At 72.4% G+C, this 20,534-nt stretch carries 15 protein-coding genes; 6 read left to right on the forward strand and 9 right to left on the reverse strand.

The window, feature by feature from the left end; genetic code table 11:
- Positions 1 to 35 precede the first annotated feature (35 nt).
- Genes OG462_RS15595 through OG462_RS15605 form a run of 3 tightly spaced genes read left to right on the forward strand, consistent with a single transcriptional unit; the run spans position 36 to position 4,933 of the window.
- Entirely contained in the window at positions 36 to 1,769 is a 1,734-nt protein-coding gene (locus OG462_RS15595) for an ABC transporter ATP-binding protein (RefSeq protein WP_406058036.1), read from the forward strand.
- Entirely contained in the window at positions 1,769 to 3,694 is a 1,926-nt protein-coding gene (locus OG462_RS15600) for an ABC transporter ATP-binding protein (protein WP_406058037.1), read from the forward strand. The genes OG462_RS15595 and OG462_RS15600 overlap by 1 nt, the downstream gene beginning before the upstream one ends.
- A gap of 33 nt (positions 3,695 to 3,727) precedes the next feature.
- Positions 3,728 to 4,933: a TerD family protein gene (locus tag OG462_RS15605; protein WP_406058038.1), complete on the forward strand. Its 1,206-nt coding sequence runs from the start codon at positions 3,728 to 3,730 to the stop codon at positions 4,931 to 4,933.
- Here OG462_RS15605 and OG462_RS15610 read toward each other — a convergent pair.
- The 6 genes from OG462_RS15610 to OG462_RS15635 form a co-directional block, all read right to left on the reverse strand.
- The gene (locus OG462_RS15610; protein WP_406058039.1) at positions 4,930 to 6,039 is read right to left on the reverse strand and encodes an RNA polymerase sigma factor; all 1,110 of its coding nucleotides are present in this window, start codon (positions 6,037 to 6,039) and stop codon (positions 4,930 to 4,932) included. The two genes, OG462_RS15605 and OG462_RS15610, sit on opposite strands and share 4 nt — an antisense overlap.
- A 48-nt stretch (positions 6,040 to 6,087) precedes the next feature.
- On the reverse strand, positions 6,088 to 7,980 hold the full coding sequence (dnaG, locus tag OG462_RS15615; protein ID WP_406058040.1) for a DNA primase: 1,893 nt from the start codon (positions 7,978 to 7,980) through the stop codon (positions 6,088 to 6,090).
- A 29-nt stretch (positions 7,981 to 8,009) separates the two neighbouring features.
- Entirely contained in the window at positions 8,010 to 9,269 is a 1,260-nt protein-coding gene (locus OG462_RS15620) for an NAD(P)/FAD-dependent oxidoreductase (protein ID WP_406058041.1), read from the reverse strand.
- Positions 9,270 to 9,389: 120 nt separating this feature from the next.
- Positions 9,390 to 10,718, reverse strand: coding sequence for a deoxyguanosinetriphosphate triphosphohydrolase (locus tag OG462_RS15625; RefSeq protein WP_406058042.1), 1,329 nt, complete (start codon positions 10,716 to 10,718; stop codon positions 9,390 to 9,392).
- A gap of 35 nt (positions 10,719 to 10,753) precedes the next feature.
- Positions 10,754 to 11,620, reverse strand: coding sequence for a sirohydrochlorin chelatase (locus tag OG462_RS15630; protein WP_406058043.1), 867 nt, complete (start codon positions 11,618 to 11,620; stop codon positions 10,754 to 10,756).
- A gap of 139 nt (positions 11,621 to 11,759) precedes the next feature.
- The gene (locus OG462_RS15635; RefSeq protein WP_406058044.1) at positions 11,760 to 12,446 is read right to left on the reverse strand and encodes a hypothetical protein; all 687 of its coding nucleotides are present in this window, start codon (positions 12,444 to 12,446) and stop codon (positions 11,760 to 11,762) included.
- A 79-nt stretch (positions 12,447 to 12,525) separates the two neighbouring features.
- On the opposite strand from OG462_RS15635, the gene OG462_RS15640 reads away from it, so the two are divergent.
- From OG462_RS15640 to OG462_RS15650, 3 genes are all read left to right on the forward strand, one after another.
- Complete coding sequence (locus OG462_RS15640) at positions 12,526 to 13,248, forward strand: aquaporin (RefSeq protein WP_406058045.1); 723 nt, start codon at positions 12,526 to 12,528, stop codon at positions 13,246 to 13,248.
- Positions 13,249 to 13,286: 38 nt separating this feature from the next.
- Complete coding sequence (locus OG462_RS15645; protein ID WP_406058046.1) at positions 13,287 to 13,973, forward strand: vancomycin high temperature exclusion protein; 687 nt, start codon at positions 13,287 to 13,289, stop codon at positions 13,971 to 13,973.
- 75 nt (positions 13,974 to 14,048) lie between these two features.
- A complete protein-coding gene (locus tag OG462_RS15650; RefSeq protein WP_406058047.1) occupies positions 14,049 to 16,169 on the forward strand; it encodes a molybdopterin oxidoreductase family protein in 2,121 nt (706 codons plus the stop codon).
- Here OG462_RS15650 and cutA read toward each other — a convergent pair.
- Genes cutA through OG462_RS15665 form a run of 3 tightly spaced genes read right to left on the reverse strand, consistent with a single transcriptional unit; the run spans position 16,156 to position 20,530 of the window.
- The gene (gene cutA / locus OG462_RS15655) at positions 16,156 to 16,875 is read right to left on the reverse strand and encodes a divalent cation tolerance protein CutA (RefSeq protein ID WP_406058048.1); all 720 of its coding nucleotides are present in this window, start codon (positions 16,873 to 16,875) and stop codon (positions 16,156 to 16,158) included. The two genes, OG462_RS15650 and cutA, sit on opposite strands and share 14 nt — an antisense overlap.
- Positions 16,872 to 18,800, reverse strand: a complete 1,929-nt coding sequence (locus OG462_RS15660) for an ABC transporter ATP-binding protein (RefSeq protein WP_406058049.1) — start codon at positions 18,798 to 18,800, stop codon at positions 16,872 to 16,874. The genes cutA and OG462_RS15660 overlap by 4 nt, the downstream gene beginning before the upstream one ends.
- Positions 18,797 to 20,530 (reverse strand): ABC transporter ATP-binding protein, encoded by a 1,734-nt coding sequence (locus OG462_RS15665; RefSeq protein ID WP_406058050.1) that lies wholly within the window; start codon positions 20,528 to 20,530, stop codon positions 18,797 to 18,799. The genes OG462_RS15660 and OG462_RS15665 overlap by 4 nt, the downstream gene beginning before the upstream one ends.
- Between the last annotated feature and the right edge of the window lie 4 nt (positions 20,531 to 20,534).

The following is a 20,534-nucleotide window of genomic DNA, read 5'->3' on the forward strand; positions in this document are numbered from 1 at the left end:
CGTAACGTCCCGGGCGTGCGGGCGATAGTGGAGCCGTGCTCATAAGACTTCTCCGAACCCACCTCGGGCCCTATCGAAAACCCATCACCCTGCTCGTGCTGCTGCAGTTCCTGCAGACCTGCGCGAGCCTCTACCTGCCGACCCTGAACGCGGACATCATCGACAACGGTGTCGTCGACGGGGACACCGGATACATCCTGCGCTTCGGCGCCCTGATGGTCGGCGTCTCCGTCGTCCAGGTCGTCTGCAACATCGGGGCCGTCTTCTACGGCGCCCGGACGGCGTCCGCCCTGGGCCGGGACGTGCGTGCCGCGGTCTTCGACCGGGTGCAGTCGTTCTCCGCGCGGGAGCTGGGGCAGTTCGGCGCGCCCTCGCTGATCACCCGTACGACCAATGACGTGCAGCAGATCCAGATGCTGGCCCTGATGGCGTTCACCCTGATGGTCTCCGCGCCCATCATGTGTGTCGGCGGCATCGTGATGGCCCTCGGCCAGGACGTGCCGCTCTCGGGCGTGCTGCTCGCCGTGGTGCCGGTCCTCGCGATCTCCGTCTCCCTGATCGTCCGGAAGATGCGGCCGCTCTTCCGGACGATGCAGGAGCGTCTCGACACGGTGAACCGGGTGCTGCGCGAGCAGATCACCGGCAACCGGGTGATCCGGGCGTTCGTGAAGGACGAGTACGAGGAGGAGCGGTTCCGCGGGGCCAACGCGGAGCTGACCGACGTCTCGATGGCGACCGGCCGGCTGATGGCGCTGATGTTCCCGGTGGTGATGACCGTCGTGAACATCTCCAGCGTGGCGGTCGTCTGGTTCGGCGCGCACCGCATCGACAGCGGCGGGATGCAGATCGGCGCGCTGACCGCGTTCCTCGCCTATCTGATGCAGATCGTGATGGCGGTCATGATGGCCACCTTCATGTTCATGATGGTGCCGCGGGCCGAGGTCTGTGCCGAGCGCATCGAGGAGGTCCTGGCGACCGAGTCCAGCGTGGAGCCGCCGGCGGAGCCGGTGACCGAGCTGCTTCTGCGGGGTCATCTGGAGGTCCGAAGCGCGGACTTCCGGTACCCGGGTGCGGAGGAGTCCGTCCTCAAGGACGTCGGGCTGGTGGCCCGGCCCGGTGAGACGACCGCGATCATCGGCTCGACCGGCAGCGGCAAGTCGACCCTGCTCGGCCTCGTCCCCCGGCTCTTCGACGCCACCGGCGGCGAAGTCCTCGTCGACGGCGTCGACGTCCGCAAGCTCGACCCGACGCTGATGGCGAAGACCGTGGGACTCGTCCCCCAGAAGCCCTACCTCTTCTCCGGGACCGTCGCCACCAACCTCCGCTACGGAAAGCCCGACGCGACCGACGAAGAGCTCTGGCACGCCCTGGAGGTCGCCCAGGCCACCGACTTCGTACGAGGACTCGAGAACGGGCTCAACGCCCCCATCGCGCAGGGCGGCACCAACGTCTCCGGCGGCCAGCGGCAACGGCTCGCCATCGCGCGGACCCTGGTGCAGCGGCCGGAGATCTATCTCTTCGACGACTCGTTCTCCGCGCTCGACTACGAGACGGACGCCCTGCTCCGGGCCGCGCTCTCCCGGGAGACGGCCGACTCGACCGTCGTCATCGTCGCCCAGCGGGTCTCCACCATCCGGGACGCCGACCGGATCGTCGTCCTCGACGAGGGCCGGGTCGTCGGCACCGGACGGCACCAGGAGCTGATGGCGGACAACGAGACGTACCGGGAGATCGTGCTCTCCCAGCTCACCGAGGCGGAGGCAGCCTGATGGCCGGTCCTGGCGGACGCATGATGGCCGGTGGCGGCCCCGACCAGCGGTCGATGGACTTCAAGGGCTCGGGCAAGCGGCTGCTCAAGCAGCTGGCGCCCGAGCGCGGCGCGCTCTGGGTGATGCTGATCGCGGGTGTGCTGTCGGTGGCGGCCTCCGTGGTCGGCCCGAAGATCCTCGGCAAGGCGACCGACCTCGTCTTCGCGGGCGTCGTCGGGCGGCAGATCGAGGGCGGCACCAAGGCGCAGGCGATCGAGAAGCTGCGCGCCGAGGGCGACTCCGGCATGGCGGACATGCTGACCGGGGTCGACTTCACGCCGGGGCAGGGGATCGACTTCTCCGCCGTCGGCGAGGTGCTGATCGTGGTCCTCGGCGTGTACGTGGCGGCGGGCCTGCTCATGCTGGTCTCCACCCGCATGTCGATCAAGGTGATCAACCGGACGGTCTACCGGATGCGGGAGGACGTCCAGAAGAAGCTGGCGCGGCTTCCCCTGTCGTACTTCGACAAGGCCAAGCGCGGCGAGGTGCTGTCGCGGGCGACCAACGACATCGACAACATCTCGCAGACCCTCCAGCAGTCGATGGGCCAGCTGATCAACTCGCTGCTGACCATCGTCGGCGTGCTGGCGATGATGTTCTGGATCTCGCCGCTGCTCGCGCTCGTGGCGCTGGTGACGGTGCCGGTCTCGGTCTTCGTCGCGGCGAAGATCGGCAAGCGCTCGCAGCCGCACTTCGTGCAGCAGTGGAAGTCCACGGGCGCGCTCAACGCGCACGTGGAGGAGATGTACAGCGGGCACACCCTGGTGAAGGTCTTCGGCCGGCAGGCGGAGTCCGCGAACGACTTCCGCGAGCAGAACGAGGCGCTGTACGAGGCCGGGTTCAAGGCGCAGTTCAACAGCGGTGTGATGCAGCCGGTGATGTTCTTCCTCTCGAACATCAACTACGTCCTGGTGGCCGTGGTCGGCGGGCTGCGGGTGGCGAGCGGCACGCTCTCCATCGGTGACGTGCAGGCCTTCATCCAGTACTCGCGCCAGTTCTCGATGCCGCTGACGCAGGTCGCGTCGATGGCGAACCTGGTGCAGTCGGGCGTGGCCTCGGCCGAGCGGGTCTTCGAGCTGCTCGACGCCGAGGAGCAGAAGCCGGACACCCCGGCCGACCAGCAGCCGAGCGATCTCAAGGGGAAGGTCGCCCTGGAGGGCGTCTCCTTCCGCTACGAGGCCGACAAGCCGCTCATCGAGGACCTGTCGGTCACGGTGGAGCCGGGCCAGACGGTCGCGATCGTCGGCCCGACGGGCGCCGGCAAGACGACCCTGGTGAACCTGCTCATGCGGTTCTACGAGGTGACGGGCGGGCGGATCACCCTCGACGGGATGGACATCGCCGAGATGTCCCGGGAGCAGCTGCGGGCCGGGATAGGCATGGTCCTCCAGGACACCTGGCTGTTCGGCGGCACGATCGCGGACAACATCGCGTACGGCGCCACGCGCGCGGTGACCCGGGCGGAGATCGAGGAGGCGGCGCGGGCCGCGCACGCCGACCGGTTCGTCCGCACCCTGCCCGAGGGGTACGACACGGTCATCGACGACGACGGGGCGGGGGTCAGCGCGGGCGAGAAGCAGCTGATCACCATCGCGCGCGCGTTCCTGTCCGACCCGGTGATCCTCGTCCTCGACGAGGCCACCAGCTCGGTCGACACCCGTACCGAGGTCCTCATCCAGAAGGCGATGGCACGCCTGGCCCACGGGCGTACGTCGTTCGTGATCGCGCACCGGCTCTCCACGATCCGGGACGCGGACGTGATCCTGGTGATGGAGAACGGCTCGATCGTCGAACAGGGCACGCACGAGGAGCTGTTGTCGTCCGGCGGGGCCTACGCCCGGCTGTACGCGGCACAGTTCGCCCAGGCGGTCGCGGAGGTCGACTGACCGGTATGTGACCCATGCCGCATGATGTGCGGCATGGGTCACATAACCAAGAATTCCTGGGTGCCGTCGGTCACCCTGCACGTGGGCGCCGAGGGCGTGGACGTGGCCGCGCTGCTGCTCGGCGCGGACGGCCGGGTCCGCGGGGACGCGGACATGGTCTTCGACGGACAGCCGGTCCATCCGTCCGGGTCGGTCCGGCACGAATCGGCAGCGCTGGTCCTCGAATTGAACGAGGTGGAGGCGGCGGTCGAGCGGATCGTGATCGCCGGCTCGGCGGGCGCCGGCGTCCTGTCGGCGGTCGCCCCGGACGGGGAGGCCGTCGCCTCGTGCACGGTGACGGGTGCGCCGGACGTCACCGCCGTCGCCTTCGGGGAGTTCTTCCGGGAGTCCGGCGGCTGGAAGTTCGGCGGGATCGGACAGGGGTACGCCTCCGGACTCGCCGGTCTGGTCACGGAGTTCGGCGTCGAGGTGGAGGGCGGCGAGCCGGAGCCGGCCGTCGCCGGGCCCGTACCCCTGGCGGGGGTCGCGAAGGTGCCGGGTCAGGCGCCGCCGGCCGACGGGAGCGCACCGGCCGTGCCCGAGGTCGTACCCGTGGCCGCGTCGCCGTTCCCGCCCGCCGACCGGCCGTACGAGCTCGTCGAGGGCTGGGAGTTCGGTCCGGTCTTCGAGCCGGTCCTCTTCGAGGGGCAGGGCAACGGCGTGATCGCTCTCGACGGCCGCGTCCAGCCCGGCCCCGTCCTCGTGGAGATCGCGCACGAGGACGACGGGTACGTCGGCCTCTTCCTGCTCGACAAGCGCAACAAGGACGGGGACTACCTGTTCAACACGCTCGTTCCCGACTACCGGGGCAGCACGGTCACTCCCGTCCCCAAGGACCGGCCGCTGCGTCTGCGGCTCGACGCGGAGAACCGCTGGGTCCTGCGGGTGAAGCCCGTCGCCGCGGCCCGTCGCCTTGAGGGCACGCTGAGCGGCTACGGCCCCGAGGCGCTCCTCTACCTCGGCGACGGGGCCGACCTCCACGTGAACTTCAAGGGCAGCCCGAACGACCGTGACGGCTACGTCGGCATCCAGAGTCACGGGGTCCGCGGACGCACCGGCGGCGGCATGTACGACTCGGATCTGCTCCTGAACAAGATCGGGCCGCTCCAGCAGACGGTCCCGGTCCCGCAGGGGCCACAGCTGCTGCTGCTCAACGCGGAAGGCGCGTGGACCCTCACCACCACCGAGCTCGGCCGCTAGTCCAGATAGCCGCGCAGCTGGTCCGCGTAGGCGTGGTCCCGCAGTTTGTTGAGGGTCTTGGACTCGATCTGGCGGATGCGTTCGCGGGTCACGCCGAAGATGCGGCCGATCTCCTCCAGGGTGCGGGGCCTGCCGTCGTCGAGGCCGTAGCGGAGCTGCACGACCTTCCGTTCGCGTTCGCCGAGGGTGGAGAGCACGTCCTCCAGGTGGCGGCGGAGCAGCAGGAAGGCGGCGGACTCCACGGGTGAGGCGGCGTCGCCGTCCTCGATGAGGTCGCCGAGGGCGACGTCGTCCTCCTCGCCGACGGGGGCGTGCAGGGAGACGGGTTCCTGGGCGAGGCGGAGCACCTCGCCGACCCGCTCGGGGGCCACGTCCAGCTGTGCGGCGACCTCCTCCGCGGTGGGTTCGTAGCCGCGCTCCTGGAGCATGCGGCGCTGGACGCGGATGACGCGGTTGATGAGTTCGACGACGTGCACGGGGACGCGGATGGTCCGGGCCTGGTCGGCGAGGGCCCGGGACATCGCCTGGCGGATCCACCAGGTGGCGTACGTGGAGAACTTGTAGCCGCGCGCGTAGTCGAACTTCTCGACGGCCCTGATGAGGCCGAGGTTGCCCTCCTGGACGAGGTCCAGCATGGTCAGGCCGCGTCCCACGTACCGCTTGGCGACGGAGACGACGAGGCGGAGGTTGGCCTCGATGAGCTTGCGCTTGGCGATCCGTCCCAGGACGACGAGCCGGTCGAGATCGCTCGCCAACCGGGAGTCCAGGTCGGGGGTGTTGGCGAGTTTCTCCTCCGCGAACAGACCGGCCTCGACGCGGCGGGCGAGGTCGACCTCCTCCTCGGCGGTGAGCAGCGGGATGCGGCCGATCTCGCGGAGGTACTGGCGGAAGAGGTCGGAGGAGGGGCTGTTGCCGCCGAGGTCGGGGCGACGGCGTTGGGGCGGTATCTCCGGCGGCTCGTCCGGTGCGGCGGCGGGCTGTTCCTGGGACACGATCCGGGTCTGCACGGCGGGCGACCTCCAGGGGGGTGATCGCTGCCGGTCCGGGGGCGTAGGGCAGCGGGACGACACCGTTACCCAGTGTGGGGTACGACACAGTGAGCCCACGAGGGGCGTGCGGTGACTTTTTGAGACCGGGGCGTGACTGACTGTGCGTCAGAGGGCGGCGGCGCCGTTGTTCCGCAGGGACTGCCCGTACTGGGTGAGGACCCAGAGTTCGTTCTGGACGGCGGCGAGCTGCTCGGGGTCGCCCTGGGCGCCGAGGCGGGCCAGGGTGCCCTGGACGTCGCGGATGCGGCGGTCGACGGCACGGAGCCGGACGGTGACGAGCTGGTCGCCGGCGTAGGCCTCGTCGACGGTCTTAGCGAAGATCGTCTCGACGGCGAGTTCGGTGACGAGGGCCCGCACGGTGTCGTTGGGCGCGGCCTCGCGGACGGCGTCGAGGTAGTCGTTGGGGGCTCCGGTGGCGCCGCCGGCGTCCTGGACGCACTGGCGGACGGCCGCGTACGGCGGGGCGGTGAACTCGTCGCCCCCGTAGGCGTCGAAGGCCGGGGAGACGAGGTCGGGGCGCTGGAGGGCGAGCTTGAGGAGTTCGCGCTCGGTGCGGTGGGCGGGGCTGCGCAGGTTGAGCGCGGGGCCGGAGGAGGCCGCGGCCGGGGTGACGGTGTCGTAGCCGCGCTGCGGGCTCTGCTGCTGCGCGGGGCCCTTGCCGCCGCGGTCGCGGGCCCAGCGGGCGAGCTGGGCGACCCGCTTGACGACGAACTGGGTGTCGAGGATGCCGAGCATGCCGGCGAGCTGGACGGCGACCTCGTGCTGCGCGCCGATGTTCTTGATCCGGGCGACGACGGGGGCGGCCTCGTCGAGGGCGGCGGCGCGGCCGGCCGGGGTCTCCAGGTCGTAGCGCTTCACGATCTGGCGGAGAGCGAACTCGAAGAGCGGGGTGCGGGGCTGGACGAGGTCGGCGACGGCCTCGTCGCCCTTGGCGAGCCGCAGGTCGCAGGGGTCCATGCCGTCGGGCGCGATGGCGATGTAGGTCTCGGCGGCGAACTTCTGGTCGTCCTCGAAGGCGCGCAGGGCGGCCTTCTGGCCGGCGGCGTCGCCGTCGAAGGTGAAGATGACCCGGGCCGAGCCGTTGTCCATGAGGAGCCGGCGGAGGATCTTGATGTGGTCGCCGCCGAAGGCGGTGCCGCAGGTGGCGATGGCGGTGGTGACCCCGGCGAGGTGGCAGGCCATGACGTCGGTGTAGCCCTCGACGACGACGGCACGGCTGACCTTGGCGATGTCCTTCTTGGCCAGGTCGATGCCGTAGAGCACCTGGGACTTCTTGTAGATCGGGGTCTCGGGGGTGTTGAGGTACTTGGGCCCGTTGTCGTCGTCGCGGAGCTTGCGCGCGCCGAAGCCGACGATCTCGCCGCCGACGTCCCTGATCGGCCACATGAGGCGGCCGCGGAAGCGGTCGATGGGGCCGCGGCGGCCGTCCTGGGAGAGTCCGGAGAGGATCAGTTCCTTGTCGGAGAAGCCCTTGCCGCGCAGGAAGCGGGTGAGGTGGTCCCAGCCGGCCGGGGAGTAGCCGACGCCGAAGTGGGCGGCGGCGGACTGGTCGAAGCCGCGCTCGGCGAGGAACTTGCGGCCGATCTCGGCCTCGGGCGAGTCGAGTTGCTCGATGTAGAACTGGGCGGCGACCTTGTGGGCCTCGACCAGGCGGATGCGCTCCCCGCGCTGGTGGCCGGGGTTGTAGCCGCCCTCCTCGTACCGCAGGGTGATGCCCGCCTTGGCGGCGAGGCGCTCGACCGTCTCCGAGAAGGAGAGGTGGTCGATCTTCATCACGAAGGCGATGGTGTCGCCGCCCTCCTGGCAGCCGAAGCAGTGGAAGAGTCCCTTGCTGGGGCTGACCTGGAAGGACGGCGACTTCTCGTCGTGGAAGGGGCAGAGTCCCTTGAGGTTTCCGCCGCCCGCGTTGCGGAGCTGGAGGTACTCGGACACGACGGCGTCGATCGGGACCGCGTCCCGGACCGCCTTCACGTCGTCATCGTTGATCCTGCCTGCCACGCATGAAGTCTACGTGCGGGCGGGGGTGATCAGATCAGGCTCTCCAGGGGTACGGAGGCGTCGGCGAGGGCGTCCGTGTCCACGGCCGTACGGGACCGGATGAGCTGCTGGATGGGATCTGTGACGTCCCACACATTCACGTTCATCCCGGCGAGGACCCGGCCCTCCTTGAGCCAGAAGGCGATGAACTCGCGCTTGCCGGTGTCACCGCGGACCACGACCTGGTCGTACGAGCCGGGGGGCGCCCAGCCGGAGTACTCCATGCCCAGGTCGTACTGGTCGGAGAAGAAGTAGGGGATGCGGTCGTAGGAGACGCGCTGCCCGAGCATGGCGCGGGCGGCGGCCGGGCCGCCGTTGAGGGCGTTGGCCCAGTGCTCGACGCGGAGCCGGGTGTGGAGCAGCGGATGGTGGGCGGCGGCCACGTCTCCGGCGGCGTAGACGTCGGGGTCGGAGGTGCGCAGCGACTCGTCGACGGCGATGCCGCCGCCGTCGGCCCGGTCGACGAGCGCGAGCCCGGAGTTCTCGGCGAGGGCGGTCCGGGGGGCGGCGCCGATCGCGGCGAGTACGGCGTGCGCCGGGTGCTCCTCGCCGTCGTCGGTGCGGACGGCGAGGACCATGCCGTCCTGGCCGACGATCTCGGTGAGCCGGACGCCGAAGTGGAAGCGGACGCCGTGGTCGCTGTGCAGGTCGGCGAAGAGCTGGCCGAGCTCGGGGCCGAGGACCCGGTGCAGCGGGGTGGGGTCGGCCTCGACGACGGTGACCTCGGCGCCGTAGCCGCGGGCGGCGGCGGCGACCTCCAGGCCGATCCAGCCGCCGCCGGCGATCACCAGGTGGCCGTTGTCCCGGCCGAGGGAGGAGATGACCTGACGGAGCCGGTCGGCGTGGGCGAGCCGGCGCAGATGGTGGACGCCGGCCAGTTCGGTGCCGGGGACGTCGAGGCGGCGCGGCTCGGCGCCGGTGGCGAGGAGCAGCTTGTCGTAGCGGATGACGGTGCCGTCGCCGAGGCGCACGGTGTGGGCCTCGCGGTCGACGGCGGTGACGGACTGCCCGAGGTGCAGCTCGATGTCGTGGCCCGCGTACCAGGCGGCCTCGTGGACGAAGACGCTGTCGCGTTCCTTGGCGCCCGTGAGGTAGCCCTTGGAGAGGGGTGGGCGCTCGTAGGGGTGGTCGCGTTCGTCGCCGATGAGGATCACCCGGCCGTTGAACCCCTCGGCACGCAGGGTCTCCGCCGCTTTGGCCCCTGCCAGGCCCCCGCCGACGATGACAAAGGTCTGATCTGCGTCGACCACGTCGTTTCCTCCTCTTTGCGACCGGTTCCAACCTACGCCCCCGGGCGTTCGTCGGGCCGTACCGCCTCGGGCCGTGCATGCGAGCGTCCCGCACGGACGGTGGCGGCGGAAGAGGGCGACTCAGGAGTGGTGGGGGCGGAGGTGGGCGTGGAGGGCTCGGGCGGAGGCGTCGGTGAGGGAGGCGATCTGGTCGACGATGACGCGCTTGCGGGCCCGGTCGTCGCGCGCATGGTCGAACAGGGACCGGAACTGCGGTTCGAGGCCGTCGGGGGCGCGGGCGACGAGGGCCTCGGCGAGTTCGGCGACGACGATGCGCTGGTCGGCGCGGAGGGCCTCCTGCTCGGCGCGCTGCATCACGTACCGGTCGGCGACGGCCTTGAGGACGGCGCACTCGTTGCGGGTCTCGCGGGGGACGACGAGTTCGGCGCCGTAGCGGGTGAGGCGGCCTGAGCCGTAGGCGTGGCGGGTGGCGCCCTCGGCGGCGAGGCAGAAGCGGCCGATGAGCTGGCTGGTGGCGTCCTTGAGGCGGGACTGGGCGACGGCCGAGCCGTCGTAGCCGTGCGGCCACCACTCCTGGTCGACGAGCCGGTCGAGGGCCTCGGCGAGTTCCTGCGGGTCGGTGTCCTCGGGGACGTAGCGGCCGATGGCGACGGCCGCGATGTCGGCGCGCTCGGGATCGGCGAGGAGGAGGTTGGGGTCGATGTGCCCGGCGTGCAGGCCGTCCTCGAAGTCGTGGACCGAGTAGGCCACGTCGTCGGACCAGTCCATGACCTGGGCCTCGAAGCACTTGCGGTGGCCGGGGGCGCCCTCCCGGATCCACGCGAAGACGGGCAGGTCGTCCTCGTACACGCCGAACTTGGACGAGCCGGGGTCGTCGGGGTGGCCGCCGCGCGGCCACGGGTACTTGGTGGCGGCGTCGAGCGTGGCCCGGGTGAGGTTGAGCCCGACGCTGACGAGCTCCCCTTCGGCGTCCTTCACGAAGCGCTTGGGCTCGATGCGGGTGAGGAGGCGGAGCGACTGGGCGTTGCCCTCGAAGCCGCCGCAGTCCTTGGCGACGTCGTTGAGCGCCTGCTCGCCGTTGTGCCCGAAGGGCGGGTGGCCCATGTCGTGGGAGAGGCAGGCGGCCTCGACGAGGTCGGGGTCGCAGCCGAGGGCGGCGCCGAGCTCGCGGCCGACCTGGGCGCATTCGAGGGAGTGGGTGAGCCGGGTGCGGGGGCTGGCGTCCCAGGCGTGCCCGCGGGTGCCGGGGGTGACGACCTGGGTCTTGCCGGCGAGCCTGCGGAGCGCGGCGGAGTGCAGCACGCGGGCGCGGTCGCGCTGGAAGGCGGTGCGTCCGGGGCGTTTGTCGGGCTCGGCGGCCCAGCGATCGGTCGCGTCGGCGTCGTAGCCGGGGGTGTCGGTGGTGTCGGGGATGTCCGGGCTGCCCTTGGTGTCTGCGATGCCTTCCATGCACCGAAGGTAACCGGAGGGACCGACAGAAGCGCTCAGACGACGGTGAGTTCCCGCGCGCGGATGGTCGCGCGGAGAGCTCCGTCGTAGCGGTGGAGGACCAGGCGGGCGAGGGCCGGGTGGGCGCCGAGGGGGGCGGAGGCGATCCAGGGGGCGTGGGCGGCGGCTCGGGTGGCGAAGAGTCCGGGGGCGGTGAAGCAGGAGGCGACGGCGACCCGGTGGCGGCCCCGGGCGGCGAGGGTGCGGACGGCCTCGGGCACGGTGGGCGCGGCGGCGGAGGCGTACGCGGGGACGACGGGGACGCCGCCGAGCCGCTCGCCGAGCAGGGTGGCGATACGGCGGAGCTCGGCGCCGGAGCGGGGGTCGCGGGAACCGGCGGAGGCGAGGACGACCCCGGTGGAGCCGGCGGTCCCGTCCTCGGCGGCCCAGCCGGCCTGGGCGAGCCGGTCGGCGAGGGCCTCGACGAGGAGGGGGTGCGCGCCGAGCGGCTCGGCCACGCGGGCGCGGAGTGCGGGCACCGCGGCGAGGGCGGCGGGCAGGTCGTGGGTGACGTGGTGTCCGGGGGCGAGGAGCAGGGGTACGAGGACGGCGTCCCGGCCTTCGGCGGCGAGCTCCGTGAGGGTGGCGTCGAGCAGCGGGGCGTTCAGCTCGATGTGCGCGAGCCGTACGTCGAGCCCGGGCCGCAGTTCTCGGACCCGTTCGAGGAGGCGGCCGAGGGTGGCGCGGGCGCGCGGGTCCCGGCTGCCGTGGCCGACGGCGACGAGGGTGGGTGCGGTCCTGGGCGGTCGCGTCCCGGGAAGGGGTCTCGGCGGCGGGAGGTGGCCGAGCTGGGTCCCGAGCTGTTCGGTGATCCTGCCGAGCAGCCCGGCGGCAGTGGCGTACGTGCTGTCCGGCTCCGTCATGCACCGATCCTGCGGGTCGCAGGTTGCCTGCCCGTTGCACGGGGGTCACGACTGTTTTCCGTGCCCTCACGTGCGTGTTTCCGTGGCCTCACGCGCGTGCCCCGGCGGGTGTCAGGCATCCGCCGGGGCACGCGCGGTGTCAGGCGTCGAGCCAGACGCGGAGCGGGCCCGCCTCCTGGAAGCCGGCGGCCAGGGCGGCGGTCAGGTCGTCGCCGGACTCGTAGCCGACGACCGGGCGGTCGGAGGCGATGAGGCCGAGGCAGCCCGACCAGACCTGGACCGGGTCCGTGTCCCCCGCCGTGAAGAGGTTGGAGACGCCGGTGACGGTGTCGCTCCCGCTGAGGACGGCTCCGCCGAGGACGCGGCCGTCCGGGCCGTATCCGGCGACGACGGTCGTCGCCGGATCGACGAGGAGTTCGGGGCGGAAGAGGGCCGCCTCGTCCTCGTCGCCGTCGCTCCAGGCCAGGGCCCAGGCGGCGAGTTCGTCCGGGGTGCGGACCGCGCGCCACTCGCCGGCCGGCGCGGCGGCCGGGAGGCCCGCCGGGCGGTGGATCCAGCTGGCCTCGAAGAGCAGGCGGAAGCCCTCGGCCGCCAGGTCGAGGCGGGCGAAGCTGTCCTTCACCGAGGCACCGGGGGTGGTGCGGTCGATGCCGTCCAGGACGTCCTTGACGTCCGCGTCCTCGGTCAGCGTCACCGCGTCCGGGTAGTAGAGCGGGGTGCGGCGGGTGCTGGTCCAGGCGCGGGCGCCGAAGGTGCCGGGGTGGCCATGGGCGGCACACATGACCTGGCACCACTCGGCGTTGTTGCGTACGGCATCGATGATCATGCGCGGAGCGTACGGGCGATTCTTCTTTCCCTCTCCCCATTTCTTCCCATATTCCACTCCACGGAATATCTTTTCCGCCATGAGAATGTCCCCGCCCGCTCTGCCCCGGCGCGTCGCCGCCGAGTTCATCGGAACCGGCGCCCTCGTCGCCGTCATCGTCGGCTCCGGGATCCGCGCCGACTCCCTGAGCCAGGACATCGGCGTCCGGCTGCTCGCCAACGCCGCCGCCTCCGCCATCGGTCTCGGGCTGCTCATCGCCCTCATCGGGCCGCTCTCCGGTGCCCACTTCAACCCCGTCGTCACCCTCTCCGAGTGGTGGTCCCGGCGCCGCGAGCGGAAAGGCCGCGAGGTCATCGCCTACATCGCCGCCCAGCTCGCCGGGGCCGTCGCGGGCGCGCTGCTCGCCGAGGCGATGTTCGGGCGGGTGCCCGGCGCCTGGGCCACCGAGTCGCGCTCGGCGGTCCATCTGCTGCTCGGTGAGGCCGTCGCCACCGCCGGGCTCGTCCTCGTCGTCCAGGGCCTGCGCCACATCGGCCGCCCCGCGCTCGCCCCGGTCGCGGTCGCGGGCTACATCGGCGCGGCGATCTGGTTCACCTCCTCCGGTTCCTTCGCCAATCCGGCCGCCACCGTCGGCCGCGCCCTCTCCGACTCGTTCACCGGGATCGCCCCCGCCTCGGTGCCCGCCTTCGCCGCCGCCCAGCTGCTCGGCATGCTGCTCGGGATGGCCCTGGCCGGTGTGTTGTACGGAACACCCGGGGCGTCCGGCGAACCGAACGCCGCCGACGCGCGTCGGACGGGGTGACAGACCGACACCCGTCCGCACTCCCCGGAGGTTCCCGCATGCCGGCACGGCTCACCCGGTTGATCCCCCGCACCACCCGGGCCCGCCGCCGTACCGTCCAGGCCGTGATGCTGGGCGCCGTCCTCGCGCTCACCCCCGTCACCTGGATGCACACCGCCGCCGCCGGGAAGCTCCGTACCACCGCCGACGTGCCCGCCCGGGACGTCGCCGTCGTCTTCGGCGCCGGCCTGTGGAAGGGGCGCCCCACCCCGTACCTCGCGCACCGGCTCGACACGGCCGCCGAGCTCTACCGGACGGGCAAGGTCCGGGTCCTCCTCGTCACCGGCGACAACAGCAGGACCGCGTACGACGAACCCAGCGCCATGCGCACGTACCTCACCGCGCGCGGGGTGCCGGCCGAGCGGATCGTCAGCGACTACGCGGGCTTCGACACCTGGGACTCCTGCGTCCGGGCCCGGAAGGTCTTCGGCGTCGACCGGGCCGTGCTCGTCACCCAGGACTTCCACATCAAGCGGGCCGTCGCGCTGTGCGGGCGGGCGGGCGTCGACGCGTACGGCGTCGGGGTCCCCGAACCCCACGACCGCACCTGGTACTACGGCACCACCCGGGAGCTCTTCGCGGCCGGCAAGGCCTCCCTCGACGCCGCTCTGCGGCCCGACCCGCAGTTCCTCGGGCCGCGGGAGAAGGGTGTCACCGAGGCGCTGGCCTCACCCCGGAAGCCGTAGCGAACGGAGGGCATGGCACCGCGCCCGTAATGAGCGGTGCCGCCCCGCGTAACACGGCCGACGCACGCTGACCGTATGTCCGAGGTCACCGCCGTTCCCACCCACTGCCCCTACTGCGCCCTGCAGTGCGGCATGTCGCTCCGCCCCACCGGCACCCCGGAGCTGCCCGCTGAGGTGGTCGACCGGACCGACTTCCCCGTCAACCGGGGTGCGCTGTGCGGCAAGGGCCGCACCGCCCCCGCCGTGCTCTCCTCCCGGGTCCGGCTCACCGAGCCCCTGGTCCGATGCCCTGACACGGGGGCCCTGGTGCCCGCGTCCTGGGAGGAGGCTCTCGCCGCCGTCGCCGACGGGCTGCGCCGGACCCGCGCCGACCACGGTCCCGATGCCGTGGGGGTCTTCGGCGGCGGCGGCCTCACCAACGAGAAGGCGTACACGCTGGGGAAGTTCGCCCGGCTCGTGCTCGGCACCTCGCAGATCGACTACAACGGGCGCTTCTGCATGTCGTCGGCGGCCGCCGCGCACGGCAGGGCCTTCGGCCTGGACCGGGGCCTCCCGTTCCCCCTGGAGGACATCCCGAGGACCGGCTGCGTGATCCTCGTCGGCTCCAACCTGGCCGAGACCATGCCGCCGGCCCTCCGCTACCTCACCGAGCTGAAGGAGAACGGCGGAAAGCTGATCGTCATCGATCCGCGCCGCACCCGGACCGCCGAACAGGCCGACCTCCACCTCGCTCCGCGCCCCGGCACGGACCTCGCGCTCGCCCTCGGCATGCTGCACCTCGTCGTCGCCGAGGGGCGGGTGGACGAGGAGTTCGTCCGGGAGCGCACCTCCGGCTGGGAGGCCGCGCGGGCCGGGGCCATGTCCCACTGGCCCGAGCAGGTCGAGCGCATCACCGGCGTGCCGGTGCCTCAGCTCCGGGAGGCCGCCGCGATGTTCGCCGACGCCGGGACCGGCATGGTGCTGACCGCGCGCGGCCCCGAGCAGCAGTCCAAGGGCACCGACACCGTCGGCGCCTGGATCAACCTCTGCCTGGCCACCGGCAAGGCGGGCCGGCCGCTCAGCGGCTACGGCTGCCTCACCGGTCAGGGCAACGGCCAGGGCGGGCGCGAGCACGGCCAGAAGGCCGACCAGCTCCCCGGCTACCGCAAGCTCGACGACCCGGCCGCACGCGCGCACGTGGCCGGGGTCTGGGGCGTGCCCCCCGAGTCGCTGCCCGGCCCCGGGCGGAGCGCGTACGAGCTCCTCGACGCGCTCGGCGGCGACGTGCGGGCCCTGCTCCTCATGGGCTCCAACCCGGTGGTCTCCGCGCCCCGCGCCGCACACGTCGAGGGACGGCTGCGCTCGCTCGGCTTCCTCGCCGTCGCCGACGTCGTGCTCTCCGAGACCGCCGCGCTCGCCGATGTCGTCCTGCCCGTCACCCAGTGGGCGGAGGAGACCGGCACCATGACCAACCTGGAGGGGCGTGTACTGCTCCGCCGGCGCGCCCTCACCCCGCCCGCCGGGGTCCGCAGCGACCTGGAGGTGCTGCACGCGCTCGCCGGGCTCCTCGGCTGGGAGAAGGGTTTCTCCGCCGAGCCGGAGGAGGTCTTCGACGAGCTGCGCCGCGCTTCGGCCGGCGGCCCCGCCGACTACTCGGGCATCGACTACCGGCGGATCGAGGAGGAGCAGGGCGTCTTCTGGCCCTGCCCCGAGACCCCGGAGGGCGCCGACGCCCACCCGGGGACGCCCCGGCTGTTCCTGGAGCGGTTCGCGACCCCCGACGGGCGGGCCCGGTTCGTGCCGGTGGTGCACCGGGCGGCGGCCGAGGAGACGGACGCCGAGTACCCGGTGGTCCTCACCACCGGCCGGGTCGTGTCCCAGTACCAGTCGGGCGCGCAGACCCGGCGGGTCGCCGAGCTGAACGCGGCGGCGCCCGGCCCCTTCGTGGAGCTCCACCCCCGGATCGCCGAGCGGATCGGGGTGGCCGAGGGCGAGCGGGTCGCGGTGATCTCGCGGCGCGGCCGGGCCGTCGCACCGGCCCGGATCACCACGGCCATCCGGCCGGACACCGTCTTCATGCCGTTCCACTGGGCGGGCGAAGGCCGGGCCAACACCCTGGTGAACCCGGCGCTCGACCCGGTCTCCCGGATGCCGGAGTTCAAGGTGTGCGCGGTGCGTCTGGAGCGCGCGGAGAGCGCGGCGGCTACGGCCGGCTGAACCAGTCGCCGCTCTCGATGACCTCGCCGAGGGGCGCGTCCGGCGCCGCCAGGAACACCCATGCGGACACCCGCGCCCCGTCCCCCGCCCGTACGACGTCCATCGCCACCCGCTCGTACCCGACGGGCAGCTCAAGACGGTCGAGCAGGCCGAACAGTTCGCCGTAGGCGCCGGGGGCGGGCGTGAGCAGGGTGCCGACCACCCGGCCCTCGTCCGCCGGGACGACGTACGGATAGCCGGGCCCGTCGTGCAGGACCGCCCCGTGCAGCACGGCGTCCGCCTCGGTGCCGATCCGGCCGGAGAGGAACCGGTCGTGGTTGTACGCGCCCGGGCGCAGCGTCCCGTACACGAAGAACGGCCGCTCGTCGCCCACCGGGCTCTCGATCACCGCCGCCGCCGCGGTCTCCCCCTCGACCCAGCGGGCGTAGCCCTCGCTGACCCGGGTCACCCGGGTGGCGAGGATCTCGGGCGTCTCGTAGTCGTGGGCGGCGAGCAGGTACGCCTCCAGGGCCGGGTAGCGGGCCTCGGTGGTCTTGAACACCACCTCCCACTCCTCGGTGGTCTCGATCGCGCCCTGCCAGTGGTAGACGGAGGTGACGGGCCCCGAGATCTGCGCGCAGGCGACGAGCCGGGCCTCGACGGCGCCGCGCGCCAGGGCATCGGCCTTGGCGCGCGCGTCGGTGGTGGTGCGGACGGTGACGATCACGTCTCCACCGTAGGGGCGAACTGGGCCGCGTGCAGCCGGGCGTACGCTCCCCCGGCGGCGAGCAGCTCCTCGTGGCTGCCCTGTTCGGCGATCGAGCCGCTGTCCATCACCAGGATGGTGTCGGCGTCCCGGATCGTGGAGAGCCGGTGGGCGACGACGAAGCTGGTGCGGCCCGCGCGGAGCGAGGACATCGCCTGCTGGACGAGGAGTTCGGTGCGGGTGTCGACGGAGCTGGTGGCCTCGTCGAGGACGAGGATCACCGGGTCCGAGAGGAAGGCGCGGGCGAGGGTGATCAGCTGCTTCTCGCCGGCGCTGAGGCCTCCCCCGTCCTCGTCGAGGACGGTGTCGTACCCGGCGGGCAGGGTGCGCACGAACCGGTCGGCGTGCGCGGCCCGGGCCGCTGCGACGATCCGCTCGCGCGAGACCTCGCCGGGCACTCCGTACGCGATGTTGTCGGCGATGGTGCCGCCGAAGAGCCAGGTGTCCTGGAGGACCATGCCGATGCCGGAGCGCAGGTCCTCCCGGGTCATCTCCGCCGTGTCGACGCCGTCGAGGGTGATCCGGCCGCCGGTCACCTCGTGGAAGCGCAGGAGCAGGTTGACCAGGGTCGTCTTGCCCGCCCCGGTGGGGCCGACGATGGCGACGGTCCTGCCCGGCTCGACCGTGAGCGACAGGTCCTCGATGAGCGGCTTTCCCTGCTCGTAGCGGAAGGCGACCTTCTCGAAGGAGACCTTGCCCCGGAGCACGTCCGGGCTCCCCCAGCCTCCGGCCGGGGGGACCCCCATCTCGCTTCGCTCGGGCTCGGCCGGGTCCGGGTCCTCCTCCTCGGCGTCGAGGAGGTCGAAGACCCGCTCGGCGGAGGCCACCCCGGACTGGAGCAGGTTGGCCATGGCGGCGACCTGGGTGATCGGGCCGTTGAAGTCGTACGAGTACTGGATGAAGGCCTGCACGTCGCCGACGGACAGCGTGCCGCTCGCCACCCGCAGTCCGCCGACCACGGCGATGACGACGTAGTTCAGGTTGCCGACGAAGGTCAGCGCGGGCTGGATGAACCCGGACACGAACTGGGCGCGGAAGCTCGCCCGGTACAGCTCCTCGCCGAGCTCGTCGAAGCGGCGGACCGCCTCGGCGCGCCGGCCGAAGGCGACGACCTCGGTGTGGCCGGTGATCATCTCCTCGACGTGACTGCCGAGCCGGCCGGTGACCGCCCACTGCTTCACGAACTGCGGCTGGGCGCGGCGGCCGACGAAGGCGGCGACGGCGACCGAGACGGGCACCGTGGCGAGGGCGACGAGGGCGAGCACCGGGGAGATCCAGAACATCATCGCGAGGACGCCCACCAGGCTGAGCAGGGCGCGGGTCATCTGGCTGAAGGCCTGCTGGAGGGTCTGGGTGATGTTGTCGATGTCGTTGGTGGTGCGGGAGAGGACCTCACCGCGCGACTGCCGGTCGAAGTGGCCGAGGGGCAGCTTCGCCAGCTTGTGCTGGGCGTGTTCGCGCAGCCGGTGGCCGGCCCGCTGGACGACAGTGGTGGCGATCCGCAGCTGGACCCAGGTGAAGAGGGAGGAGCCGGCGACGACCACGACGGAGAGGGCGAGGACCCGGCCGACGGCCGCGAAGTCGACCCCGGCCGGGCCGGTGGCGCCGGTGACGACGAGGTCGGTGGCGCGGCCGAGGAGGAGTGGGCCGAGGACGGAGAGGGCGACGGCGGTGGCGCCGGCGGCGAGGACGCCGAAGAGGCGGGCCCGGTCGGGGGCGAGGGTGCGGAGGAGGCGGAGGCCGGAGGCGCGGAAGGAGAGGGAGCGTTCGAGGGTGGGGGCGGTGGGGAGGCCGGGGCCGCGCTGCGGGGAGGGGGGACCGGTGCGGGCGGGGGCGCTGCCGGTCGGTGTCTCCTTCGTGGCGCGGCTCGCCGTGGCCGTACTCATGCGGCTTCCTCCTCGGTGAGCTGGGAGAGGACGATCTCCCGGTAGGTGGGGTTGTCCCGCATCAGGGACGTGTGGGTGCCGGTGCCGATGCTCCGGCCCCGGTCGAGGACGACGATCCGGTCGGCCTGCCGGATGGTGGAGACCCGCTGGGCGACGATCACGACGGTCGAGTCGGCCGTCTCCTCGCGGAGGGCGGCGCGGAGCCGGGCATCGGTCCGGGGGTCGAGGGCGGAGAAGGAGTCGTCGAAGAGGTAGAGGCGGGGGCGGGCGACGAGGACCCGGGCGATGGCGAGCCGTTGCCGCTGGCCGCCGGAGAAGTTGGTGCCGCCCTGGGAGACGGGCGCGTCGAGGCCCTCGTCGAGTCCTCGTACGAAGTCGGTGGCCTGGGCGACCTCCAGGGCGTGCCAGAGCTCTTCGTCGGTCGCGTCGGGCTTTCCGTAGCGGAGGTTGGTGGCGACGGTCCCGGAGAAGAGGTAGGGCTTCTGGGGGACGAGTCCCACGGTCTTCGCCATCAGCGTCGGGTCGAGCTTGCGGACGTCGACGCCGTCGACGAGGACTTCGCCGCCGGTGGCGTCGAAGAGCCGGGGGACGAGGCCGAGCAGGGTCGACTTGCCGCTGCCGGTCGAGCCGATGATCGCGGTCGTCTCACCGGGCCGGGCCACCAGCCCGACGTCCTTGAGGACGGACTCCTCCGCACCCGGGTACCGGAAGTCCGCGCTCCTGACCTCCAGATGCCCGCGGCTGACCACGGTCCGGACCGGATCGGCCGGCGGGACGACGGAGGAGCGGGTGTCGAGCACTTCGCGGACGCGCACGGCGCCCGCCTCGGCCCGGGGCATGTGCATGAGGAGGAAGAGGACCATCATCACGGACATCGAGGTCTGGAGCAGGTAGCCGAGGAAGGCGACGAGCCCGCCCGGCTGGAGGGCGCCGGAGTCGATGCGGTGGGCGCCGACGTACACGAGGGCGACGGTCGTCAGCTGCCAGATGATGAGCACCGTCGGGAACATCAGGGCCTGGAGCCGGCCGGCCCGGAGGCCGACGGAGAGGAGTTCGTCGTTGGCGGCGGCGAAGCGTTCCCGCTCGTGCCGGTCGCGGACGAAGGCACGGACCACCCGGACGCCGGTGATCTGCTCGCGCAGCACCCGGTTGGCGCGGTCGACGCGCTCCTGCATGCCTTTGAAGAGCGGCCGCATCCGCAGGACGACGGCGCCGACGGCCCCGGTCATCACGGGCACGAAGAGGAGGAGGACCAGGGCGAGCGGCACGTCCTGGCGCAGGGCCATGGCGATGCCGCCGAAGCAGAGCAGCGGCGCGGCGACCAGCATGGTCAGGGCGAGGACGGTGAACGTCTGGACCTGCTGGACGTCGTTGGTGGTACGGGTGATGAGGGAGGCGGCGCCGAAGCGGCCCCGCTCCTGCGCGGAGAACTCCTGGACGCGGCGGAAGACTTCGGACCGCAGGTCGCGGGCGACGCCCATGGCGACCCGGGCGCCGGTGTAGGTGGCGGCGGCCGCGGCCGCCGCCTGGAGGAGGGTGACGGCGACCATCGCGGCGCCGCCGCTGAGGACACGGTCGGTGTCGCCGCGCAGGACGCCCTGGTCGATGACGCCGGCGTTGAGGGTGGGCAGGGCGAGGGAGGCCAGGGACTGGACGAGCTGGAGGGCGACGAGGAGGGCGAGGAGGGGCCGGTACGGCCTGAGGCGGGGCGCGAGGAGTCGCAGCAGCATGGTG

The sequence above is a fragment of the Streptomyces sp. NBC_01077 genome, assembly GCF_045162855.1.
In the GTDB taxonomy this organism is placed as follows: Bacteria; Actinomycetota; Actinomycetes; order Streptomycetales; family Streptomycetaceae; genus Streptomyces.